The sequence below is a fragment of the Ruegeria sp. BHSC037 genome (genome assembly GCF_059613045.1).
This window is the reverse complement of record NZ_JBXWRT010000008.1, coordinates 48,371-71,893: the sequence shown is the minus strand read 5'-3', so window position 1 is coordinate 71,893 and position 23,523 is coordinate 48,371. Positions and strand designations below refer to the sequence as shown.

Here is a 23,523-nt window from a genome sequence, read left to right as displayed (position 1 = left end):
CGCTAGCGCACCCAGACTTCGACGCGACGGTTGGCCTTGCGGCCCCAGTCGGTGTCGTCGCAGGCCAGGGGCATTGCCTCTCCGAACCCCTCGACCGAGATGTCGACGGAGTCGGGCACCGATGTCTGCACCGCCGCCAGAACCGCGTTGCGCACGGTCTGCGCCCGGCGCAGGGCGATCCGGGCATTGGACTCGGCCGGTCCGTCTCCGTCGCTGAAGCCGACGAAGACCAGCTTGCGTCCGTCATATTGGCCGGCCTCCAGCGCCTGCGCCAATTGCTGGATGTTCGACCGTGACTGTGCGTCCGGCCGCGACGATCCCGGCTCGAACCGGAACGATAGCGACAGGCGCGAGAGGGGGCGCAGGGTTTCGACCATGCGTTGCAGCTCCTGCAGCCCCACTTCGGACCCGCCCGAAGTGATGGCATTGGCCAGCCGGTCCCCCTGCAGCCCGATCTGAACGGCCTCGTGCGATTGGTCGGTGAACCCGGCTTTGCGGATCACCATCTGCGCCTCGGGACCCAGGGCATAGGCCAGAAACTGTCGGGCGATCTTGGGCAGGCGCCGCTGTGGCAGATACAGGAACATCGGTAGGGTCAGGGGGTAGTCCTCGGTCTTGATGGCCGGGCGGGTGGCCCGCATCGCGTGACCGCAGCCCCCCGCCAGCGGCAGGGCGCGCAACCCGCGGACCTGGGCCAAGGTGGCGATTCCGATGGCAAAGGGATCGCGCGCGATGGCCGCGACCAGATCGCTGCCCCGTGCATGGCGGATCGCGGTGTCGGCGGGTTGTGCCTGGGCGGGTTGTAACAGCTGGTCCTGCACGGCCTGCGCCAGGCCTGATCCCGCATCGGGCAGATGCAGGGAAATCGGCGCGTCCGGGCCGCTGAGTTCGGCCCAGTTGGTCACCGCGCCGCTGAACACGCGTGCCAAGTCCGCCGGCGAGATCTGCGTCAACGGATTGTCCGGTGCCACCACCGGCACGAGCGCGTCCAGCGCCACCACCCGCGAGCGGCGCGGCCGGGTCAGGTCGCCAAGACCGGCATCACGGGCCGCGGCGATCTCGGGCGCGCGGATCTCGCGCAGCGCCAAGGCGATGTCGGTTTCATCGGCGATCAGATCGGCAAACGCCTGGCCGGTAGGGGTGGCGTGCAGGGTAAATCGGGCCATGGGCGCATCGCGTCCGGCCCGATGCAGGGCCAGTTGAAACCGGTCGGCGCCCAGGTCGGTGCGTATCAGCATCAGCCCTTCTCGTTCGGCAAAGCCTTCGATCAGCGCAGGAAACAGAGTTTCGGCCATCACCGGGGCGCCCGACAGGTGCAGTTCGGTGACGAAATCGGTCAGGTTGGGGCAGGCCGGGCCATCGCAGGTCACCCCCGAGCCGTCCACCGTCAGCTCTCCGAACCGGGTCCCGACGCGGTAGAACTCGCCGTCATATCCCAGAAGGGTGCCCGTGATCTCGACCTGACCGTCATGCGAGGTCAGTGTGATGTCTTGTGCCAGGGCGCCCGATACACCCGTGAACAGCGACACCGCCGTCACCGCCGCGCGAAGAAATGTCATTAATCCCGTTGACCCGCCTGCCGATTAGTTTGCGGCGATTTTCAGGTCTTGGAACAGATTATTCAACACCAGAAAATCCTGCCCGCTGTCGCAGGCGGGTAGAACAAGCGACAATTCGCGGGACCGCAGTTCCTGGTCGCTCAGCAGCTCGAGCGATTGCATGCTCAGCTCCTGCCCGCAGTTCGCGGGGGTGATTTCGGCCTCGACGGTCAGAGCGACTGATCCGTCGGTTCCGTTGCCGTTCTTGGGAATCGAGTAGATTTCGACCTTGCGGCCGCCGCCGGTGCCATAGTGCTCCACCCGGCCTGTGCCTTGCGCTTCCGCGTTCGACCAGACATGCCCGGCTTCGCCATACGACGCACCGAATTCCAGCGCATGCAGCTGCAGCTCGGTGTTGCCCGACCATTGAAGGGCCACACGGTCGAACCCGGCGATCTCGGGCACATGGGTGGTGGCCACCGTGCCCAGCTTGTCATCGAACGAGATCAGGAAAATCGCGTACTCGGCCAGAACGGGGATGGTCAGATCCAGGCGCCCGTCCTGATCGGTCTGTCCCGTGAAGACCATGCCGCTGTGCAGCAGTTCGACTGTCTGGTTCGGATGGCATGGCGCCGTCACGACGACATGGGCGGAAGCCAGTGGCACGGTCGTCGCCCGGGCACGCAGCCCGCAATCGGCCGCGGCGGTCGCGTCGGCGGGGGCAGGGCGCGCGGTGTCCGGGGTTGGGGTGTCTCCGGTGGCCGGAGAGGCGGAGGTCAGGACGATGTCCTCGAGCCCGGCGATCATCGTACTTTCGGCAACAGCAGTCTGGCCCGCAGAGGGGGATGCGGCCGACTGCGCCGCCGGGCCGTACTGCATCAGATACCCGATGGCCAGCGCGCACGCGACCGTACCGCCGGTGGTCACATAGTTTCGAATCACGAACAAGACACCCTCCCCAGTTGAAGGAGCAAAGGAGACTGTCGTTAAAGATCGCGGCCAATCTGTGGCCGCGACGCGGAGTCATTGTGTCGGAAATTGGGCCGGGTCAGACCAGCCGGCCATGGCAATGCTTGAACTTCTTGCCCGATCCGCAGGGACATTGATCGTTGCGGGAGGGATTGCCCCAGGTTGACGGGTCGTCCTCGACGAAGCCGGGGCGCGCATCGCCCGAGGCCTTGGCTTCGGCCACCGCTTCGGCCCGTTCGGCGGCCTTCTGGATCTGGGCCTGCTGCGCCTGCATCTGGGCCAGCATCTCGCGCTGCTCTTCCTCGCTCAGCGGGCGCACACGTGCCAGATGTTGGGTCACCGTCTCGCGCATGCCGTCCAGCATGTTCTCGAACAGCTGGAACGCCTCGGTCTTGTATTCGTTCAGCGGGTCGCGCTGGGCATAGCTGCGGAACCCGATGACCGAGCGCAGATGCTCCAGCGTCAGCAGGTGCTCGCGCCATTTGCTGTCGATGGTCTGCAGCAGCACCTGCTTTTCGATGTTGCGCATGTTCTCGGGGCCGAAGGCGACGGCCTTCTGGGCCATCATCTCGTCGGCGGCCTTGATCAGGCGCTCACGGATGGCTTCATCGTCCACGCCTTCTTCGGCGGCCCAGTCCTGAACCGGGGCATCCATGTTCAGCTTGTCCTTGACCGCCGCGTGCAGCCCCTCGGTATCCCATTGGTCGGCATAGCTCTTGGGCGGCATATACTGGTCGATCAGGTCGTCGATCACCTGCTCGCGCATGTCTGACACGATGTCGGATAGATCGTCGGAGGACATGATCTCGCGGCGCTGGCTGAAGATCACCTTACGCTGATCGTTCATAACGTCGTCGAACTTGAGGACGTTCTTGCGCATGTCGAAGTTGCGGGCTTCGACCTTGGCCTGCGCGCGCTCCAGCGATTTGTTCACCCAAGGGTGCACGATCGCCTCGCCTTCTTTCATGCCCAGCGTGGTCAGAACCTTGTCCAGCCGTTCCGAGCCGAAGATGCGCATCAGGTCGTCTTCCAGGCTGAGGAAGAACACGGTGCGGCCCGGGTCGCCCTGACGGCCCGAGCGGCCGCGCAGCTGGTTGTCGATGCGGCGGCTTTCATGGCGTTCCGAGGCCAGAACGAACAAACCTCCGGCCTCCAGCACCTTCTGCTTTTCTTCGGCGTGGCGAGATTCTTCCCGGGCACGCAGTTCCGCCGGGTCGGCGTCGGGGTTCTCGGCCAGCGCCTGCATCACGCTCATTTCCACATTGCCGCCCAGCTGGATGTCGGTGCCGCGGCCGGCCATGTTGGTGGCGATGGTCACCGCGCCCAGACGTCCGGCCTCGGCCACGATCTGGGCCTCCTGCTCGTGCTGGCGGGCGTTCAGGACGTTGTGCTTGATGCCTTCCTTGGTCAGCATCTGGCTGAGCATCTCGGACTTCTCGATCGAGGTCGTGCCAACCAGAACCGGCTGGCCCTTGGCGTTGGCTTTCTTGATCTCTTCGATCATGGCCGCGTATTTCTCGGCCGCGGTGCGATAGACCTGATCATCCTCGTCCACGCGAGCGATCGGCTTGTTGGTCGGGATCTCGACAACGCCCAAGCCATAGATCTCGGCGAATTCCTCGGCCTCGGTCAGGGCGGTGCCGGTCATGCCGGCCAGCTTGTCGTACAGGCGGAAATAGTTCTGGAAGGTCACGCTGGCCAGGGTCACGTTCTCGGGCTGGATCGGCACCCCTTCCTTGGCCTCAATCGCCTGGTGCAGACCTTCGGACAGGCGGCGGCCCGGCATCATGCGCCCGGTGAATTCGTCGATCAGAACCACATTGCCGTCGCGGACGATGTAGTCCTTGTCGCGCTGGAACAGCTTGTGCGCGCGCAGACCCTGGTTGACGTGGTGCACCACCGTGGTGCTTTCGGGGTCGTACAGCGACTGGCCCTCGGGCAGCAGGCCGCGGGCCTGCAGCTGTTCTTCCAGGAACTCGTTGCCTTCATCTGTGAACGTCACGCTGCGGGATTTTTCGTCGATCGTATAATGATCTTCCTGCAGCTCGGGGATCAGCGCGTCGATGGCGGTGTACAGATCCGACCGGTCCTGCGACGGCCCCGAGATGATCAGCGGCGTGCGCGCCTCGTCGATCAGGATCGAGTCGACCTCGTCCACGATCGCGAAATTGTGGTACTTCTGGTAGACGTCCGCCAGGTCCGACTTCATGTTGTCGCGCAGATAGTCGAAGCCCAGCTCGTTGTTGGTGGCATAGGTGATGTCGCAGGCATAGGCGGCCTTTTTCTCGGCATCGGGCTGACCCGACCAGATCACACCGGTCGTCATGCCGAGGGCGCCGAACACCTTGCCCATCCATTCGGCGTCGCGCTTGGCCAAGTATTCGTTGACCGTGACCACATGCACGCCCTTGCCGGTCAGTGCGTTCAGATAGGCGGGGAAGGTGGCGACCAGAGTCTTGCCTTCGCCCGTCTTCATCTCGGCGATGTTGCCCTGATGCAGGAAGATACCGCCCAGAAGCTGCACGTCGAAGGCCCGCAGACCCAGAGCCCGTTTTGCGCCCTCGCGGACGTTGGCGAAGGCTTCGGGCAGCAGGTCGTCCAGACTCTCTCCGTCTTTGGCGCGTTTGCGCAACTCGTCGGTCTTGGCCTTCAGATCGTCATCCGAGAGCTTCTCGAACTCCGGCTCCAGCGCGTTGATCTTTTCGACCAGCGGGCGGGTTGCCTTGATCTTGCGGTCGTTCGGTGTTCCGAACACCTTTTTGGCAAGCGTACCGAGTCCCAGCATGTTCACTCCAGCGGATCTTTTCTTGTCTTGGTTGCGACAGGCTTGCCCACCTTGCGCGCAACCCATAGATAGCTGGGAGGAAAGATGGTCCTGTCAAAGGCTTCAAGCGATGTAAGCGGCAGGTTCCAGAGTGTCAACGCCACGCCCTGTCGCGGCCAGAATATAGGATGAATTCATGCCCAAAGGTCTCACTTTTCTGCCATCGCTGGCGCTTGCGGCCATGATGGCCCTGCCGGTTGCCGCCGAAACCGAACCTTCGGCCGACACGGTTGTGGCGCGCGTCAACGGCGACGAGATCACTTTGGGCCATGTCATCGCCACCGCGGCCAGCCTGCCGCCGCAATATCAGCAGCTGGATGACGAGGTGCTGTACCAGTTCATCGTCGAGCAGCTGATCCAGCAGCAGCTGCTGAGCCAAGAGCAGGAAGACCTGACCCGCCTGAACGCGCTGATGCTGGAAAACGAGGCGCGCTCGCTGAAGGCGGTGCAGACGGTGAACCAGATCACCGATGCCCAGGTGACCGACGACGCGATCCAGGCCGCCTATGACGCGCAGTTCGCCGAGTTCCAGGGCGAGGACGAGTTCAACGCCAGCCACATCCTTGTCGCGACCGAGGACGAGGCCAAAGAGATCAAAGCGCAACTGGATGACGGCGCCGATTTTGCCGAGCTGGCCAAGGAGAAATCCACCGGTCCGTCCGGTCCCAATGGCGGCGCGCTGGGCTGGTTCGGCAAGGGCCAGATGGTGCCCGAGTTCGAACAGGCCGTGATCGGGCTGGAAAAAGGTCAGGTTTCGGACCCGGTGCAGACCCAGTTCGGATGGCATGTCGTGATTCTGAACGACAAACGCAAATCCGAAGCGCCCGAGCTGGCCGAGGTGCGCGACGAGCTGGCCCAGTCCGTCCGTCAGGAGGCCATTCAGGCCAGGATCGACGAGCTGAACCAGGCGGGCAGCGTCGAGCGCCCCGATGTCGAGGGCCTGACCCCGGACGTGGTCCGCAAGCTGGACCTGGTTCAGGAGTAAACCCCAGTGGCCAAGATCACCAAGGTGTCTCCGCTGGCCCCCGCGGCCTTTCCCGATCTGCCGGTTATCGACGGTGTGCGATTCGCCACGGTCGCCGCCGGGGTGCGGTATCAGGGCCGCACCGACGTGATGCTGGCGGTGCTCGATCCGGGCACCGCGGTGGCGGGGGTATTCACCCGCTCGGCCACCCGTGCGGCGCCGGTGCTGGATTGCCAGGACAAGATCGGCGGGCCCAGCGACGGGGCGGCGGCGATCCTGGTGAACTCGGGCAACGCCAACGCCTTTACCGGGCAGTACGGGCAGGCGTCGGTCGAGCAGATCACCGAAGCCGTGGCGCAGGCGACCGGTGTGGCGCAGAGCCGCGTGTTCACCTCGTCCACAGGGGTGATCGGCGAGCCGCTGCCGCATGACCGGATCGTGGCCCGGCTGGACGAACTGACCGCCGGCCTGCGCGCCGACGCGTTGGAAGAGGCGGCGCGGGCGATCATGACCACCGACACCTTCCCCAAAGGCGCCAGCGCGCAGGTGGAGATTGACGGCAAAACAGTCTCTATTGCGGGGATTGCCAAAGGGTCGGGCATGATCGCGCCCGACATGGCGACGATGCTGGTCTATATCTTCACCGATGCGAAGATCGAGCAACCGGCGCTGCAACGGTTGCTGGCCGAGCAGACCGACCGGACCTTCAACTGCATCACCGTGGACAGCGACACCTCGACCTCGGACAGCCTGCTGCTGTGCGCGACGGGCGCGTCAGGGGTGGAGGCCACCGGCAATGCCGATTTCGCGCGGGCGCTGGAATCGGTGATGCTGGACCTAGCGCATCAGGTGGTGAAGGACGGCGAAGGCGCCACCAAATTCGTCGAGATCCGCGTGACCGGCGCCGCCTCGGACGCCGATGCCAAGGTCCACGGCATGGCCATCGCCAATTCACCGCTGGTCAAGACCGCCATCGCGGGCGAGGACCCGAACTGGGGCCGTGTCGTCATGGCGATCGGCAAATCCGGCGCGGCGGCCGATCGCGACACGCTCAGCATTTCCTTCGGCGATATCCTCGTGGCCGAAAACGGCTGGGTCAGCCCAACCTATCGCGAGGAACACGCCGCCGCTTATATGAAAGGCCAGGAACTGGTGATCGCGGTCGATCTGGGGCTGGGCGCGGGCAAGGCCACTGTCTGGACCTGCGACCTGACGCACGGGTACATCGAGATCAACGCGGACTACCGGTCGTGACATCAGAGCAATTCCAGCAGAAGTGGAGCCCGGTTTTGCGTCCGGGACTGCGACAATGAAAACGGTTCTTGTCTCTGCCGTCGCCTTGATCGACGTGGATGGGCGGGTGCTGCTGGCGCAGCGCCCGGAGGGTAAGTCCATGGCCGGGCTGTGGGAATTTCCCGGCGGCAAGATCGAGCCGGGTGAAACCCCCGAGGCCGCCCTGATCCGCGAATTGCACGAGGAACTGGGCATCGACACCTGGGCCTCGTGCCTGGCGCCGCTGACCTTTGCCAGCCACAGCTATGACGATTTCCACCTGCTGATGCCTCTGTTCGCATGCCGGAAATGGCAGGGCATCCCGCAGTCGAAAGAAGGTCAGGCGCTGAAATGGGTGCGCGCGAACGACCTGCGCAACTATCCGATGCCGGCGGCAGATGTTCCACTGATCCCGATCCTGCGGGATTGGCTGTAACAATTCGTAAGATTCCGGAAAACATCACGAAAAAGTTGACGCTGATCGTCCTCCTTGTCCTTAATCGGGGCAGCGGCGCGCGGGTCTGACCCGGCGACGTCGTTCCGGCCCAAACCGGGGTCGGATGGGGAGGAGAGATAGAATTGGCTCAGACGCAGTCGGGCGCCGAGGGGATGCACTCCCTTCCGGCGCTGCTACACCGCAATGCGACGCAGTTCGGGGATGCCCCGGCCTACCGCGAAAAGGAATTCGGGATCTGGCAGTGCTGGACCTGGGCGGAAACGGCCGCCGAGATCCGTGCGCTGGCGTTGGGGTTCCTGGAGCTCGGCGTTGAAAAGGGCGACCATATCGCCGTAATCGGGCGCAACCGTCCGGCGCATTACTGGTCGATGATCGCGGCCCAGATGGTGGGTGCGGTGCCGGTGCCGCTGTATCAGGACTCGGTCGCCGAAGAGATGGCCTATGTGCTGGAGCACTGCGGCGCGAAATACGTGGTCTGCGGCGACCAAGAGCAGGTCGACAAGGTCATCGAGATCCAGCAGGATCTGCACCAGGTCAAGCATATCCTCTATACCGACAAGCGCGGCATGCGGAAATACGACCACAGCCAGATGAACGCGCTGAGCGACATCATGGCCGAGGGGCGCGCCGGGCATCACCGGTTCGATGCCGAGCTGGACCGCCGCATCGCCGAGATCACCTATGACGACACCTGCGTGATGCTCTATACCTCGGGCACCACGGGCAAGCCCAAGGGCGTGGTTCTGTCGAACCGCAACGTGATCGAAAGCGCAAAGAACTCGGCCGAATTCGACCACCTGACCCGGAACGAGGATATCCTGTCCTATCTGCCGATGGCCTGGGTGGGAGACTTCATCTTCTCGATCGGTCAGGCCTATTGGTGCGGCTTCTGCGTGAACTGCCCTGAAAGCGCCGACACGATGATGACCGACCTGCGCGAGATCGGGCCGACCTATTTCTTCGCGCCGCCGCGGGTGTTCGAGACCCAGTTGACCAACGTGATGATCCGGATGGAGGATGCCAGCCCGATGAAGCAGCGGATGTTCCGCTATTTCATGGATCACGCCAAGAAGGTCGGTGGACGCATCCTGGACGGCAAGCCGGTCAGTTTCATGGACCGTTTGAAATACGCGATCGGCAACGTGCTGGTCTATGGGCCGCTCAAGGATACGCTGGGCTATAGCCGCATTCGCGTGGGATACACCGCGGGCGAGGCGATCGGGCCCGAAATCTTCGAGTTCTACCGCTCGCTGGGGATCAACCTCAAACAGCTTTATGGCCAGACCGAGGCGACGGTGTTCATCACCGTCCAGCCCGACGGCGAGGTTCGGGCCGACACGGTGGGCGTCCCAGCCCCCGATGTCGAGCTTAAGATCGCCGAGAATGGCGAGATCTTCTATCGCTCGCCCGGCGTGTTCGTCGAATATTTCAAGAACCCCGAATCCACCGCCTCGACCAAGGACCCCGAAGGTTGGGTGGCCACGGGCGACGCGGGCTTCATCGAGGAAAGCAGCGGCCACCTGCGGATCATCGACCGCGCCAAGGACGTGGGCAAGATGGCCGATGGCTCGATGTTCGCGCCGAAATATGTCGAGAACAAGCTGAAGTTCTATCCCGACATCCTCGAAGCGGTGCTGTTCGGCAATGGTCGCGACCGTTGCGTGGCGTTCATCAACATAGACCTGACGGCGGTGGGCAATTGGGCCGAGCGCAACAACATCGCCTATGCCTCGTACCAGGAACTGGCGGGCCATACGCGGGTGCTGGAGACGATCCGCAGCCACGTGGAAGAGGTCAACAAGTCGGTTGCCGCCGACGAGATGCTGTCGGGTTGCCAGGTGCACCGGTTCGTGGTGCTGCACAAGGAACTGGACCCCGATGATGGCGAGATCACCCGCACCCGAAAGGTGCGCCGCAAGTTCGTCGAGGACAAATACGCCGACATCATCGCCGCGCTCTATGACGGGTCCGAGACGGTCTCGACCACGACCGAGGTGACCTATGAGGACGGACGCAAGGGATCCATCAGCGCCACGCTGCAGATCGTCGACGTGCCGGTCGCGCCGGTGTCGCATCAGAAGGTGGCCGCGGAATGAGGCCGGTCGCGCGCCGCTCGGCCTGTGGCCATCGCCCCGCCCGCCGTCCCGTTCACCCGCAGTTTGAGGAGTAGACGATGCTGGATGCATCCGACGACGGATATGTCACCGAGGATGGCCGCAAGATTGGCGGCGTGGTGATGGAGATGAAGAACATCACCCTGAGGTTCGGCGGCGTGGTGGCTATCAAGGACATCTCGTTCGACATTCGCCAGGGCGAGATCCGCGCGATCATCGGGCCCAACGGTGCGGGCAAGTCCTCGATGCTGAACGTGATTTCCGGCTTCTACGTCCCGCAGGAGGGCGAGGTCTGGTTCCACGGGGCGAAGCGCCCGCCGATGAAACCCTATGAGGTGGCGCGGCAGGGCATCGCCCGGACCTTTCAGAACATCGCCCTGTTCGAAGGCATGAGCGTTCTGGACAACGTGATGACAGGCCGCCTGAATTTCATGAAGACCAACATCGTGCAGCAGGCGATCTGGCGCGGTAAGGCCGAGGCGGAAGAGGTGGAAAACCGCGAGGCGGTGGAGAAGATCATCGATTTTCTGGAAATCCAGCACATCCGCAAGACACCGGTTGCGCGCCTGCCCTATGGCCTGAAGAAACGCGTCGAGTTGGCCCGCGCACTGGCCGCCGAACCCAAGCTGCTGCTGCTGGACGAGCCGATGGCGGGCATGAACGTCGAGGAAAAAGAGGACATGAGCCGCTTTATCCTGGATGTGAACGACGAATTCGGCACGACCATTGCCCTGATCGAGCATGACATGGGCGTGGTGATGGACTTGAGCGACCGCGTGGTCGTGATGGATTACGGCAAGAAGATCGGGGACGGCACGCCGGACGAGGTGCGCAACAACCAGGAAGTCATCGACGCCTATCTGGGGGTCAGCCATGACTGAGCACCGTACAGAATTGAGGGGAGGCGCAGATGCCTGATCAGTTGATTTTCGCGATGGAGGTCTTTCTGAACGGCCTCATGGCCGGGGTGCTGTATGCGCTGGTCGCGCTGGGCTTTGTGCTGATCTACAAGGCGTCTGGGATCTTCAATTATGCCCAGGGGGTTATGGCCCTGTTTGCGGCGATGACGCTGGTGGGGATCATGAACGGGCAGGTGCCCTTTGCCCATCTGATCAACGCCACCTTCGGCACGCATGTTTATTCGTTCGGCTGGACCGTTCCGGCGCTGCTGGCGATCATTCTGACGATGGGCGTGATGGTTCTGCTGGCCTGGGCGGTGCAGCGTTTTGTCATGCGCCACCTTGTGGGCCAGGAGCCGATCATCCTTTTCATGGCCACGATCGGCCTGGCCTATTTCCTGGAAGGCGTGGCCGACCTGATGTGGGGGTCCGAGATCAAGACGCTGGACGTGGGTTTGCCGCAGGGCATCAACCTGTGGATCGACGAGACCACCTACAACATCTTCGGCTACGGCTTCTTCATCGACAATCTGGACATCGTGGCGACGGTCATCGCGGCGTTGCTGGTGGCCGCGCTGGTCGCGTTCAGCCAGTACACCAAGCAGGGCCGCGCCATGCGGGCTGTGGCCGACGACCACCAGGCCGCACTGTCGGTCGGTATCTCGCTGAACTTCATCTGGATCATGGTCTGGTCGGTGGCCGGGTTCGTGGCGCTGGTCGCGGGCATCATGTGGGGCACCAAGTCGGGCGTGCAGTTCTCGCTGTCGCTGATTGCGCTCAAGGCATTGCCGGTTCTGATGCTGGGTGGGTTCACTTCGATCCCCGGCGCCATCGTCGGCGGGCTGATCATCGGCGTGGGCGAGAAGCTGTTCGAGTTCGCCGTGGGCCCGCTGGTGGGTGGCGCGACCGAGAACTGGTTCGCCTACGTGCTGGCGTTGATCTTCCTGGTGTTCCGGCCGCAGGGCCTGTTCGGCGAGAAGATCATCGAGAGGGTGTAGGCCATGACCAAGCTGATCGCCATCATCAACGTGATCGCGTGGGCGGGGTTCTGGGCCTTTGGGTACATCGCCCTGACCTCGGACGATCTGACCGCCAATCAGCTGACCGTGGCCGCGCTTTTGGCCTTTGCCGGGCTGGTCATGGGCGTTCTGGCTTACATGAAACTGGTGCGCGCCTCGGAGGCGAGCGGATATGCCAAACGGTCCAGCCAACTGGACGTCGAAGCCCGCAACCGGGCGCAGGAACAATGGGGAAAGTAAGACATGTTCTATCGTGAGGCCGGAGACTTCAAGACCTCCTACAGGGACGACAACCAGACTTTCCCGATCAAGTTCGACCGGTATCGGTATTATGTGGTGCTGGCGGTGGCGTTCGGGATAATTCCGTTCATCATCAACGACTATTGGGCCAACGCGCTGTTGCTGCCCTTCCTGATCTATGCGATTGCGGCGATCGGCCTGAACATCCTTGTGGGGTATTGCGGGCAGGTTTCCCTGGGTACCGGGGGGTTCATGGCCGTGGGCGCCTATGCCTGCTACAAGCTGATGACCGCCTTCCCCGACGTGTCGATGTTCATCCATGTGATCCTGGCCGGCGGCATCACCGCAATCGTGGGCGTGCTGTTCGGCCTGCCCAGCCTGCGGATCAAGGGGTTCTATCTGGCGGTGGCGACGCTGGCGGCGCAGTTCTTCTTGGTGTGGCTGTTCAACCGGGTGCCGTGGTTCTACAACTATTCGGCCTCGGGGCAGATCAACGCGCCGGAACGTGACGTGTTCGGCATCATCATCACCGGCCCCAACGCGCCGGCCTGGGCGACCTATCTGTTCTGCCTGATCTTCCTGACTGCCTGCGCGATCATCGCCCGCAACCTGACCCGCGGCACCACCGGGCGCACCTGGATGGCGATCCGCGACATGGACATCGCCGCCGAAATCATCGGTGTGAACCCGTTGCGCGCCAAGCTCAGCGCCTTTGCCGTCAGCTCGTTTTTCGTGGGCGTGTCGGGCGCGCTGTTCTTCGCCATCTACCTTGGCGCGGTCGAGGTGGGTGAGGCCTTCGGCATCCAGAAATCTTTCCTGGTGCTGTTCATGGTCATCATCGGCGGGCTGGGCTCGATCTTCGGATCCTTCGCCGGCGCGGCCTTTCTGGTGCTGCTGCCGGTGGTGCTCAAGGTCGTGGGTGCGGACATGCTGGGCTGGCCCACCGACATCGTCGCGCATCTGCAGCTGGTGATTGTGGGCGGGCTGATCATCCTGTTCCTGATCCTCGAACCGCACGGTCTGGCGCAGCTGTGGCGCGTCGCCAAGGAGAAACTGAGACTCTGGCCTTTCCCGCACTAGGGACCGGCCCAATCAAGAAAGGGGCGCAAAGCCCGAACCAACATCGGACAAACCAAGGGAGGAGACACCCGATGAACAAGAAACTGGCAACCATGGCGCTGGGTGCGCTGATGGCCGCAGGTCCGGCAATGGCCGACCTCGTGTTCCCGTCGCTCAGCTACCGCACCGGGCCTTACGCCGCGGGCGGCATCCCCTTCGCGGATGGCTACGCGGATTATTTCACTCTGCTCAACGAGCGGGACGGCGGCATCGGTGGTGTTCCAGCCAAGGTCATCGAGTGCGAAACCGGCTACAACACCGAGAAGGGTGTCGAATGCTATGAATCGACCAAAGGCGAAGGTGCGCTGGTGTATCAGCCGTTGTCGACCGGCATCACCTATCAGCTGATCCCCAAAACCACCGCTGACGACATTCCGATGCACACTATGGGCTATGGCCGCACCTCGGCCAAGAACGGCAAGGTGTTCAGCCACACGTTCAACTATCCGGCCAACTACTGGGACGGCGCCTCGGGTGCGATCAACTATCTGCTGGACGAGAACGGCGGTGATCTGAACGGCAAGAAAATCGCGCTGGTCTATCACAACTCGGCCTATGGCAAAGAGCCGATCCGCACGCTGGAAGAGCTGTCCAAGAAGCACGGCTTCGAGCTGGTGGCCCTGCCGGTCGATCACCCGGGCCAGGAGCAGAAATCGCAGTGGCTGCAGATCCGCCGCGACCGTCCCGACTATGTTCTGATGTGGGGCTGGGGCGTGATGAACCAGGTCGCCATCCAAGAGGCCGCGAACATCCGGTTCCCGATGGAAAACTTCATCGGCATCTGGTGGTCGGGCGCTGAACATGACGTGATGCCCGCCGGTGCGGCCGCCGATGGCTACAAGGCGCTGACCTTCCACAACGTCGGCTCGGACTTTCCGCTGTATGACGATCTGAGGAAATACGTCGTCGATGCAGGCAAGGCCGCCGGAGCCGGCGATCAGGTCGGTACGGTCCTGTACAACCGCGGACTCTATGCTGCGATGCTGGCCGCCGAAGCCGCCAAGAAGGCGCAGGAAATCTCGGGCAAGGCCGACATCACCGGTGCCGACATGCGGGCCGGTATGGAAGCGCTTGAGATGACCGAAGAAAAGATGGCCGAACTGGGACTGCCGAATTTCGGCCCGACCTTCACCGTGAGCTGTGAAAACCACGGCGGCGACGGAATGGTGGGTGTGACCCAGTGGGATGCGGACACCAAGACTTGGTCGCTGATCTCGGACTTCAAGCCGACCGATGGCGACGTGATCGGTGCGCTGATCGAGGAAGACTCGGCCGCTTATGCCGCCGAGAACAACATCGAATCGCGCTGCAACTGAGCGGCACGAACACCGGGGCGGCGGCTGACCGCCGCCCCGAACCGGACAAGCCCCGAACGGGGCAGGCATGAGGACACGCGCTGATGCTGGATGCGGCACAAACCACTGACGTGCAGGCGGAAACCCTGCTTGAGGTCAACAATATCGAGGTGATCTACAACCACGTGATCCTCGTGCTGAAGGGCGTCAGCCTGACCGTGCCCAAGGGCGGGATCACCGCGCTGCTGGGCGGCAACGGGGCCGGCAAGACGACGACGCTCAAGGCGGTGTCGAACCTGCTGCATTCCGAACGCGGCGAGGTCACCAAGGGCTCGATCAAGTATCGCGGCCAGAACGTGCACGAGAGCGATCCGGCCGACCTGGTGCAGAAGGGCGTCATCCAGGTGATGGAAGGCCGCCACTGTTTCGAACATCTGACCGTCGAGGAAAACCTGCTGACCGGGGCCTATACCCGCAAGGACGGCAAGGCCGCCATCCAGCAGGACCTTGAACTGGTCTACAACTATTTCCCCCGCTTGAAAGAGCGCCGCCGAAGCCAGGCAGGCTATACCTCGGGCGGGGAACAGCAGATGGTCGCCATGGGCCGCGCGCTGATGAGCCGCCCCGAGACGATCCTGCTGGACGAGCCCTCGATGGGCCTTGCGCCGCAGCTGGTCGAGGAGATCTTCACCATCGTGAAGGACCTGAACGAACAGGAAGGCGTGTCTTTCCTGCTGGCCGAACAGAACACCAACGTGGCGCTGCGCTTTGCCCATTACGGATATATCCTGGAATCGGGGCGCGTGGTGATGGACGGCCCAGCCGCCGAACTGCGCGAGAACCCGGACGTCAAGGAATTCTACCTCGGCATGTCCGACGAAGGCCGCAAGAGTTTCCGCGACGTGCGGTCCTATCGTCGCCGCAAGAGGTGGCTGTGAGCGGATGGAGGATCTGGCGATGACATTCTACGACGCTCTGGAAACCCGTTCGGCCGATCAGCGCGCCGCCGAGCAATCGGCCGGTTTGCGCGAACAGCTGGCGCGGGCGAAATCCGCGCCCGGTTTCGCGGCCCATTTCGCCGATGTCGATCTGGATGCGATCCAGACCATCGCCGATCTGCCCAGGCTGCCGGTTCTGCGCAAGTCCGACCTGACCAAGGCGCAGGGTCAGCACCCGCCCTTTGGTGGCTTTACCGTCAAGCCTGCGCATGGCTTTGCCCATGTGTTCCAGTCGCCGGGGCCGATCTATGAACCCGGCGGAGTCGATCACGACTGGTGGCGCATGGGCCGGTTCCTGCATGCGGCGGGCGTGGGCCAGGGCGATATCGTGCAGAACTGTTTTGGCTATCACCTGACACCCGCGGGCATGATCTTTGAAAACGGCGCCCGTGCCGTGGGCGCAGCCGTGCTGCCCGCCGGCACCGGCCAGACCGAACTTCAGGTGACCGCCGCGCGCGACGTGGGCTGCACCGCCTATGCTGGCACGCCCGATTACCTGAAGGTGATCTTGGACAAGGCCGACGAGATGGGCGTTTCGCTGAACTTCTCGAAGGCCGTCGTGGGCGGCGGGGCTCTGTTCCCCAGCCTGCGCCAGGCCTATGCCGATCGGGGCATCTCCTGTCTGCAGTGCTATGCCACGGCCGATCTGGGCAATATCGCCTATGAAAGCGCCGCGATGGAGGGCATGATCATCGACGAGCATGTCATCGTCGAAATCGTGACCCCCGGTACCGGAACACCGGTGGCGGAAGGCGAGGTCGGCGAGGTCGTGGTGACCTCCCTCAACCCCGACTATCCGCTGATCCGCTTTGCCACCGGTGATCTGTCGGCGGTGTTGCCCGGGCAGTCGCCCTGTGGTCGCACCAACCTGCGCATCAAGGGCTGGATGGGGCGTGCCGACCAGACCACCAAGATCAAGGGCATGTTCGTGCGACCCGAACAGGTGGCCGCGCTGGTTGCCAAGCATGACGAGATCGTCAAGGCCCGCGTGATCGCCGCCCGGCAGGGCGAGATGGACACGATGACCGTTCAGATCGAAAGCCCCGGCGGCGACGCCGATACCTATGCCAAATCTGTGGTCGAGGTGCTCAAGCTGAAGGGTGCGGTTCAGGTGGTGCCGCCTGGCTCGCTGCCCAAGGATGGGCTGGTGATCGAGGATCAGCGCGTCTACGATTGATCCGGCCCCGGGTTCTGCGGCCAAATACGCCGCAGAATCCTGTGCCTGCCCACTGGCGTTTCCGAGTTTTTTGGTCGATTAAAGGGGAACCGCAACCTTTGTCGTCCCGAGGCCATGGCCCAGATCGAATTTTCAGAACATGGATCGCGCAACCGCGGGGCCTTGGGCACGCGGTTCGTCGGGGCCTTGGCCTATCTGGTGGCGGCAGCCTGCCTGTTGCCGATGGTCGCCGTGGTGCTGGCGGCCGTCACCGGCGGTACCGACACGATCCGGCATCTGCTGGACACGGTCCTGCCCGGCTATGCCGCCACCACGGCTATTCTGGTGGTTCTGGTCTCGGCCGGCACCTTCGCCATCGGGGTCGGGGCCGCGTGGCTGGTCACCATGACCCGTTTTCCCGGGGTACGCCTGTTCGAAGTGGCACTGGTGCTGCCGCTGGCCTTTCCGGCCTATGTGCTGGCCTATGCCTATACCTTCATCCTCGATCACCCCGGCATCGTTCAGACCACGCTGCGTCAGGTGACCGGCTGGGGCCCGCGCGACTATTGGTTCCCCGAGATCCGCTCGACCGAGGGTGCGGCAGTCATGCTGATCCTGGTGCTGTACCCCTATGTCTATCTGTTGGCCCGCGCGGCCTTTCTGCAACAAAGCGCCACCGCCTTTCTGGCGGCGCGGGCGCTGGGCAGCAGCCCGTGGTCGGCCTTCTGGCGTGTCTCGCTGCCGATGGCGCGACCCGCCATCGCCGGAGGCGTACTGCTGGCGGTGATGGAGACCATCGCCGATTTCGGCACGGTCGCCTATTTCGGGGTTCAGACCTTTGCCACCGGCATCTATACTAGCTGGTTTTCGATGGCCGACCGCGCGGCGGCAGCGCAGCTGGCGCTGTGCCTTCTGGCCTTTGCGCTGGTGATGGCCGTGACCGAGCGCACCCAGCGCGGCAAAGCCAAATACTACCAGCCGGGCAAACGCCATTCGGCCTTGCCGGCGGCGCAATTGTCCGGTTGGCAGGCCGTGGCGGCGTGGGTCCTGTGTGCCATCCCGGTTCTTTTGGGGTTTCTGTTGCCGGTCGTCGTTCTGGTGCAGATGGGGTTGGAGTCCGAGCAGAACCTGCTGTCGGCCCGCTATCTGGGGTTCATTCGCAATTCTCTGACGCTGGCGGGAACGGCGGCGGTGATCACCGTCTGCGCGGCGGTCTGCGTGGGGTTCTATCAACGGCTGCGGCCCGGGCGCGGCTCGGCCATGGCGGCCTATGTGGCGCGGTTGGGCTACGCCGTGCCGGGCGGGGTCATCGCGGTGGGGCTGATTGTGCCGTTTGCTGGGTTCGACAATGCGCTGGACGCCTGGATGCGGCAGTCCTTCGGCGTGTCGACCGGGTTGCTGGTCACCGGCTCGATCTGGCTGTTGGTGGCGGCCTACATGGTGCGCTTTTTGGCCGCCGCGCTCAGCGCCTATGAAAGTGGCCAGAGCACGGTGCATGCAAATATGGACGCCGCTGCCCGGTCCTTGGGGCAGACACCATTGGGCACGTTGAGGCGGGTGCATCTGCCGATCCTCACGCCGTCGTTGCTGACGGCGCTGCTGATCGTGTTCGTGGACGTGATGAAGGAACTGCCGGCCACGCTGATCATGCGGCCGTTCAACTTTGATACGCTGGCGGTGCAGGCCTATCGGCTGGCCTCGGACGAACGGTTGGAGGGCGCCGCCGTTCCGTCGCTGGTGATCCTGGCCGTGGGGCTGCTGCCGGTGATCCTGATCTGCCGCCAGGTGGGTCGCAAGCCCTGACTGGCGGTTCAAAAATACCACACCCTGTCGTGACAGACTTGATCTGATCTCCGTTTCCGGCAAGGCTGAAGACATGAACATGCAGCCTCCCAGCCGGAACCCTGCAGGGCCGACCCAGATGCCGGTGGCCTTCAACCGGCAAGAGATGTCATTGATTCTTTCCGTCTATGGACGGATGGTCGCCGCCGGAGAATGGCGCGATTACGGAATATCCAACCTGCGCGACGTGGCGATCTTTTCGGTCTTCCGGCGCACCGCCGAACACCCGATCTACCGCATCGAGAAACACCCGCGTCTTCGGCAGAAACAGGGCATGTTCTCGGTGGTGGGCATGGACGGACGCATCCTGAAACGCGGGCACGACCTGCGCGCCGTCCTGCGGGTGCTTGAGCGCAAGCTGATCCGCTCGGTCGACCCGGATTAGAGCCGCTTGTGCGCCGTGACCGGCCCGTCGCCCTGGGCCTCGATCCGGGCGATGGCCTGATCCATCGGCTCGAATACCACGGCCATGTGGTGGGCATTGGCATGCAGCAGCAGGTTGTCACCGGACACCCAGGCCACATGGCCTTTCCAGAACAGCAGATCGCCACGCTGCGCCGGGGAGCCTTGAGGCAATGCGGTCCCCAGGTCCCGCTCTTGATCGCCGCTGTCGCCGGGGCAGGCCACACCGCAGGCCAGGAGCCCCGCCTGCACCAGGCCCGAACAATCCAGCCCCCACCGGCTGTTGCCACCCCACAGATAGGGCGTGCCCAGAAACAGTTCGGCCACCGCCACCGGGTCGTTCAGCAGTGTTCCGACCGGTTTGACATGCACTGCGGGGATGAACCCAAGCTCGGTCTCGACAAAGCGGTCCTGCTGCGACAGCACCACGATCCGGCTGCCAAAGCTCAGGCTGACCCGGTCGGGGCTTTTGATTTCGGGTTCGGAATAGGCGTGGGTCGCCGGGGCCCAAATCCAATGCGTGGCCGGGGCGTCGGGGCCCAGTTGGTCGGCGCGCAGCCAGCCTTGATACCCATCCTTGTCGGAAACCACCCGGCACCAGCCGCCGGACTGTTCGGTGACGTCAAGGCCGTCGCCATACAGCAGCTGCCGGTCGCGCGGACCCTTGGGGTTGCGCAGCAGGTCCACGACGGGGCGGATGGCGCGCGCGCGGTTCACAGGCCCAGCATCCCGGGCAGGGCGGTCAGCAGGGCGCGCGGCCCTTGCCCCAACCCGCCCTTGCTGCGGCCGGGCTCTTTGGCCTTTTGCCAGGAATAGATGTCGAAATGTATGTACCGGCTGTTTTCCACGAACCGCCGCAGGAACAACGCCGCGGTGATCGACCCGGCGAACCCGCCCGCCGGCGCGTTGTCGAGATCGGCGATGCCCGGCTCGATCAACGTCTCGTAGGGCGTGTGGAACGGCATCCGCCAGACCGGGTCAGCCGCCTGAACGGCGGCCTGCGCCAAGGCCTGCGCGGCGGCATCGTCATCGGTGTAGAACGGGGCCAGATCCGCCCCCACCGCCACCCGCGCCGCCCCGGTCAGCGTCGCCATCGAGATCACCAGATCCGGCGCGCCCTCATCCGCCAGCGCCAGCGCATCGGCCAGCACCAGCCGCCCTTCAGCATCGGTGTTGTTGATCTCGACCGTCAGGCCCTTGCGTGAGGTCAGGATGTCGCCCGGCCGGAACGCGTTGCCCGCCACCGCGTTTTCCACCGCCGGGATCAGTACACGCAATTGCAGCGGCAGATCCAGCGCCATGATCATGCGCGCCAGCCCCAGCACGTTCGCCGCGCCGCCCATGTCCTTTTTCATCAAACCCATCGCGGCGGCGGGCTTAAGATCCAGCCCGCCGGTGTCGAAACAGACGCCTTTGCCGACTAGGGTCAGTTTCGGCCCGGATGTGCCCCAGGTCATCTCGATAAGGCGCGGGGCCTGTTCGGCGGCCCGGCCCACGGCGTGGATCATCGGGAAATTCCGTTGCAGCAGCGCGTCGCCTCGGGTCACTTCGCACCGGGCGCCGAACTCCCCGGCCAGCGCCTCGGCCGCGGCCTGCAGCTGATCGGGGCCCATGTCGGCCGCGGGCGTGTTGACCAGATCGCGGATCAGCGCCTCGGCATTGGCCATGATCTCGACCCGCGCGGCGTTCACCCCGTCCGGCGCGACCAGCAGGGCCTTGGCGGCCGATTGCGTGGCATATCGGTCAAAGGCATAGCCGGTCAGCAACCAGCCCAGCGCCTCGACCTCGGCGCGGTCGGCGGGTAGGCCCGAAGCGATGGCATAGGTGCCCTCGGGCAGCGCCTCGGCCGCGGCGGCCAGCGGGAACCGAACCCGCGCGCGCCGGTCGGCGGTGCCATACCCGGCCAGTGCACGATCGGGCGCCCCTTCAGCACCCGGGATCAGCAACACCTGCCCCAACGCTCCGGTGAACCTGTTCGCCGCCACCCAGGCCTGAACCTGCGGCGGCTGAGCTTCGAGCCACCCATCGCGTGCGTCCTGGTCGATGACATGCAGCGCAGTGGCCGGTTGGTCGGGGGAAGCGAATGTCAGGGTCATGGGCGCCTCGGTCTGATCAGGGTCGTGCACAGACTAGCGACAGGTATGGCGCCCGCAACCCCCGTCAGATCGAAAGATCCTGCTGGTCCCACACGGCGGTCAGCGACCGTTCGCCCACCCGGATCAGCCGGTTAAGCGTGGCGCCGGCGGCCACCGCATCGCCCGCATCTACGGCCCGTGTCACGTCCGCGGCTACACGGGCCAGCAGGGTCATGCCCACCTGTTCGGCGATCGCGATCAGAGACCTGGCGCATTTACGCAGGTCGGTCCAGTTGCGCTGACGCCAGTGCCGCTCGCAATTCGACAGACGCACGGCCAGTTCCTCGACCGTGCGGCACAGCACGTCCATCGCGTTCTGGTCGCCCAGCTGCCGGTACAGCCCGCTCAGGCAGTCCGGGTCCAGACGGACGGATTCCTTCTGTTCAAGCGTGACAATCTTGTCCACCACATTCACCCCAATCTTCATGCCCCCACGGCACCGGTGACCCTGCCACACTGAACCTTTGCAATTCCTTGAGGCCAACCGGCAAAATCGCTCGAATTTTTCCTGAATTTGGGTTACAGCGGCCGCCAGAAAGACTATCAGGGACAGCCCAATGCAATTTGCCAAACCTCTGCCGAGCTATCTGGTTCAGCGGTATCACGGCTGGAAGGCCACCACCTATTCCGAGAACCAGGCCTGGTACCGACGCTTGGCAACCGAGGGGCAACGCCCGCGCGCCATGGTGATTTCGTGCTGTGACAGCCGGGTGCATGTCACCTCGATCTTCGGCGCCGATCAGGGCGAGTTCTTCATCCACCGCAACATCGCCAACCTGGTTCCGCCCTACGAGCCCGACGGCGAGCGCCACGGCACCAGCGCGGCGATCGAATATGCGGTGACGGCGCTGAAGGTGGCGCATCTGATTGTGCTGGGTCATTCGCAATGCGGTGGCGTGCAGGGCTGCATCGACATGTGCAAGGGCAACGCTCCGCAGTTGGAGGCCAAGGAAAGCTTTGTCGGCCGCTGGATGGACATCCTCAAGCCCCGGTTCGATCTGGTCGCCGATGTTGACGACAGTACTGAACAGGCCCGCCAGTTCGAGCGGCAGGCGGTCGTCGCCTCGCTCGAGAACCTGATGACCTTTCCCTTCGTCGAAAGCGCCGTGAAAGCCGGCGAGATGTCGATCCACGGGCTGTGGACAGATATCGGCGAGGGCGCGCTGGAATTCTACGACCCCAAGGAGAAGAAGTTCGCCTTGGTCTGATCGGCGCGTACGCGCGCACCCGGCCGATTCGACCCGGCGGGTCAGGGCAGGCGAATCCGCGCCAGTATGCCCAGATGGTCCGACCCCAGATAGGGGCGGAGATGCACCGTGCCGGTCGTGCCCTTGGGGAAAAGGAGGTTGTCGATGGGCATCGGCATCATCCAGCTGCCCAGGGAATGGGTGTTCAGCACCATTCCGAAATTCCGGTTGCCGGTGGCCGAGCGGATTCGCGCCACGCTGCCGCCCCAGGGCACCATGTTGAAATCGCCACCGACCAGAACCGGGCCATCCAGGTTTTCGATATATTCGGCGATTTTGCGGCTTTGGTTGAACTGGTCATACGGAAACGGCCACTGCATGTGGATCGAGACCACCCAGACCGGCCCGTTGTCCGGGGTCAGCACCTTGATCCCGGCCGCACCGAGCCCTGACAGGCAGAAGTCCGACCCGTCTATGGCGGGCAGATCGGTCAGAACCGCCACGTTCTGTTCGGGGCGAAACCTGCAGTACACCGCAGTAGGGTAGTGCTCGAACAGGGTGTGCATGTATTTTCGGTTGTGGCTCGAGACCTCCTGTAGCGTCACGATCCGGGCGCCGGATGCGATGATATCCTCGGACAGCTCGTATCGAGGCCATGCCTTCCGCATCAGATTCTTCTGATAGAAGGTCAGGCAGCCGTCGTCACAGCTGGTGTCGGCCGGCGCGTAGCCCAGCGCGATCGATGCAGCGGCGACCAGTGAAAACGCCATCGAGACCAGAGCCAGCCGCCAGGCCCGGACCAGCGCCAGCACCAAGGCGCAGACCATCAGCAAGGCCCCGGCCTGAGGGCGCAGCAAGGCCAGCGAATCCCCCACGGCCAGATAGTACCCGGTGAACCCCATCAGGACGACGCCCGCCAACAGCGCGGCGCACAACGCAATCAAGCGCCGCAAGATGGCTTTTCCGGTCAATGATTGCATTCAACGCCCCGGGTCTACGGTCAGGTCAGGATATGCGCTCTGACCCGCCTCGCGTCCAGACCCGCTGCCACAATAATGGCTGCCCACGGGCGCCCGTCCCAAAAACACGCAAG

21 protein-coding genes are annotated in these 23,523 nt (G+C 63.9%); 14 read left to right on the top strand and 7 right to left on the bottom strand.

Features of this window, described 5'->3' with window-relative positions; all coding sequences use genetic code 11:
- Nucleotides 1-2 precede the first annotated feature (2 nt).
- The 3 genes from AC2FMN_RS09735 to secA all read right to left on the bottom strand — a co-directional run bounded on the left by AC2FMN_RS09735 (nt 3) and on the right by secA (nt 5,292).
- A complete protein-coding gene (locus AC2FMN_RS09735; RefSeq protein WP_496687793.1) occupies nt 3-1,559 on the bottom strand; it encodes a phosphate ABC transporter substrate-binding/OmpA family protein in 1,557 nt (518 codons plus the stop codon).
- Between the two features lie 24 nt (nt 1,560-1,583).
- On the bottom strand, nt 1,584-2,480 hold the full coding sequence (locus tag AC2FMN_RS09730) for a hypothetical protein (RefSeq protein ID WP_496687935.1): 897 nt from the start codon (nt 2,478-2,480) through the stop codon (nt 1,584-1,586).
- A gap of 106 nt (nt 2,481-2,586) precedes the next feature.
- Nucleotides 2,587-5,292, bottom strand: coding sequence for a preprotein translocase subunit SecA (gene secA, locus AC2FMN_RS09725; protein WP_496687790.1), 2,706 nt, complete (start codon nt 5,290-5,292; stop codon nt 2,587-2,589).
- 175 nt (nt 5,293-5,467) lie between these two features.
- On the opposite strand from secA, the gene AC2FMN_RS09720 reads away from it, so the two are divergent.
- The 13 genes from AC2FMN_RS09720 (at nt 5,468) to AC2FMN_RS09660 (ending at nt 19,091) form a co-directional block, all read left to right on the top strand.
- On the top strand, nt 5,468-6,316 hold the full coding sequence (locus tag AC2FMN_RS09720; protein ID WP_496687788.1) for a peptidylprolyl isomerase: 849 nt from the start codon (nt 5,468-5,470) through the stop codon (nt 6,314-6,316).
- 6 nt (nt 6,317-6,322) lie between these two features.
- Entirely contained in the window at nt 6,323-7,549 is a 1,227-nt protein-coding gene (gene argJ / locus AC2FMN_RS09715; protein WP_496687785.1) for a bifunctional glutamate N-acetyltransferase/amino-acid acetyltransferase ArgJ, read from the top strand.
- Nucleotides 7,550-7,604: 55 nt separating this feature from the next.
- Nucleotides 7,605-8,003 (top strand): 8-oxo-dGTP diphosphatase MutT, encoded by a 399-nt coding sequence (mutT, locus tag AC2FMN_RS09710; protein ID WP_496681018.1) that lies wholly within the window; start codon nt 7,605-7,607, stop codon nt 8,001-8,003.
- A 173-nt stretch (nt 8,004-8,176) separates the two neighbouring features.
- The gene (locus tag AC2FMN_RS09705; protein ID WP_496687933.1) at nt 8,177-10,120 is read left to right on the top strand and encodes an AMP-binding protein; all 1,944 of its coding nucleotides are present in this window, start codon (nt 8,177-8,179) and stop codon (nt 10,118-10,120) included.
- A 77-nt stretch (nt 10,121-10,197) separates the two neighbouring features.
- Nucleotides 10,198-11,019: an ATP-binding cassette domain-containing protein gene (locus AC2FMN_RS09700; RefSeq protein ID WP_490361278.1), complete on the top strand. Its 822-nt coding sequence runs from the start codon at nt 10,198-10,200 to the stop codon at nt 11,017-11,019.
- A 29-nt stretch (nt 11,020-11,048) separates the two neighbouring features.
- Complete coding sequence (locus AC2FMN_RS09695; protein WP_496687782.1) at nt 11,049-12,035, top strand: branched-chain amino acid ABC transporter permease; 987 nt, start codon at nt 11,049-11,051, stop codon at nt 12,033-12,035.
- Between the two features lie 3 nt (nt 12,036-12,038).
- Nucleotides 12,039-12,296 (top strand): hypothetical protein, encoded by a 258-nt coding sequence (locus AC2FMN_RS09690; RefSeq protein WP_496687780.1) that lies wholly within the window; start codon nt 12,039-12,041, stop codon nt 12,294-12,296.
- A gap of 3 nt (nt 12,297-12,299) precedes the next feature.
- Nucleotides 12,300-13,376: a branched-chain amino acid ABC transporter permease gene (locus AC2FMN_RS09685; protein ID WP_005979938.1), complete on the top strand. Its 1,077-nt coding sequence runs from the start codon at nt 12,300-12,302 to the stop codon at nt 13,374-13,376.
- Nucleotides 13,377-13,447: 71 nt separating this feature from the next.
- Nucleotides 13,448-14,731 carry an ABC transporter substrate-binding protein gene (locus tag AC2FMN_RS09680; RefSeq protein WP_490361276.1) on the top strand — a complete coding sequence of 428 codons (1,284 nt, stop codon included), beginning with the start codon at nt 13,448-13,450 and terminating at the stop codon, nt 14,729-14,731.
- Between the two features lie 83 nt (nt 14,732-14,814).
- Nucleotides 14,815-15,648 (top strand): ABC transporter ATP-binding protein, encoded by an 834-nt coding sequence (locus AC2FMN_RS09675; RefSeq protein ID WP_170342738.1) that lies wholly within the window; start codon nt 14,815-14,817, stop codon nt 15,646-15,648.
- Between the two features lie 19 nt (nt 15,649-15,667).
- On the top strand, nt 15,668-16,885 hold the full coding sequence (locus tag AC2FMN_RS09670) for a phenylacetate--CoA ligase family protein (RefSeq protein ID WP_496687777.1): 1,218 nt from the start codon (nt 15,668-15,670) through the stop codon (nt 16,883-16,885).
- Between the two features lie 114 nt (nt 16,886-16,999).
- Entirely contained in the window at nt 17,000-18,667 is a 1,668-nt protein-coding gene (locus AC2FMN_RS09665; RefSeq protein ID WP_496687775.1) for an ABC transporter permease, read from the top strand.
- 73 nt (nt 18,668-18,740) lie between these two features.
- On the top strand, nt 18,741-19,091 hold the full coding sequence (locus AC2FMN_RS09660) for a DUF2794 domain-containing protein (RefSeq protein WP_496681005.1): 351 nt from the start codon (nt 18,741-18,743) through the stop codon (nt 19,089-19,091).
- Here AC2FMN_RS09660 and AC2FMN_RS09655 read toward each other — a convergent pair.
- The 3 genes from AC2FMN_RS09655 to AC2FMN_RS09645 form a co-directional block, all read right to left on the bottom strand.
- Nucleotides 19,088-19,825 (bottom strand): C40 family peptidase, encoded by a 738-nt coding sequence (locus AC2FMN_RS09655; protein WP_496687772.1) that lies wholly within the window; start codon nt 19,823-19,825, stop codon nt 19,088-19,090. The two genes, AC2FMN_RS09660 and AC2FMN_RS09655, sit on opposite strands and share 4 nt — an antisense overlap.
- A complete protein-coding gene (locus AC2FMN_RS09650) occupies nt 19,822-21,204 on the bottom strand; it encodes a leucyl aminopeptidase family protein (protein ID WP_496687770.1) in 1,383 nt (460 codons plus the stop codon). The genes AC2FMN_RS09655 and AC2FMN_RS09650 overlap by 4 nt, the downstream gene beginning before the upstream one ends.
- Nucleotides 21,205-21,268: 64 nt before the next feature.
- Entirely contained in the window at nt 21,269-21,658 is a 390-nt protein-coding gene (locus AC2FMN_RS09645) for a hypothetical protein (protein ID WP_005979954.1), read from the bottom strand.
- Nucleotides 21,659-21,800: 142 nt separating this feature from the next.
- On the opposite strand from AC2FMN_RS09645, the gene AC2FMN_RS09640 reads away from it, so the two are divergent.
- Nucleotides 21,801-22,451: a carbonic anhydrase gene (locus AC2FMN_RS09640; protein ID WP_496681001.1), complete on the top strand. Its 651-nt coding sequence runs from the start codon at nt 21,801-21,803 to the stop codon at nt 22,449-22,451.
- Nucleotides 22,452-22,492: 41 nt separating this feature from the next.
- Here AC2FMN_RS09640 and AC2FMN_RS09635 read toward each other — a convergent pair whose 3' ends face one another.
- Entirely contained in the window at nt 22,493-23,410 is a 918-nt protein-coding gene (locus AC2FMN_RS09635; protein ID WP_496687768.1) for an endonuclease/exonuclease/phosphatase family protein, read from the bottom strand.
- Nucleotides 23,411-23,523 lie beyond the last annotated feature (113 nt).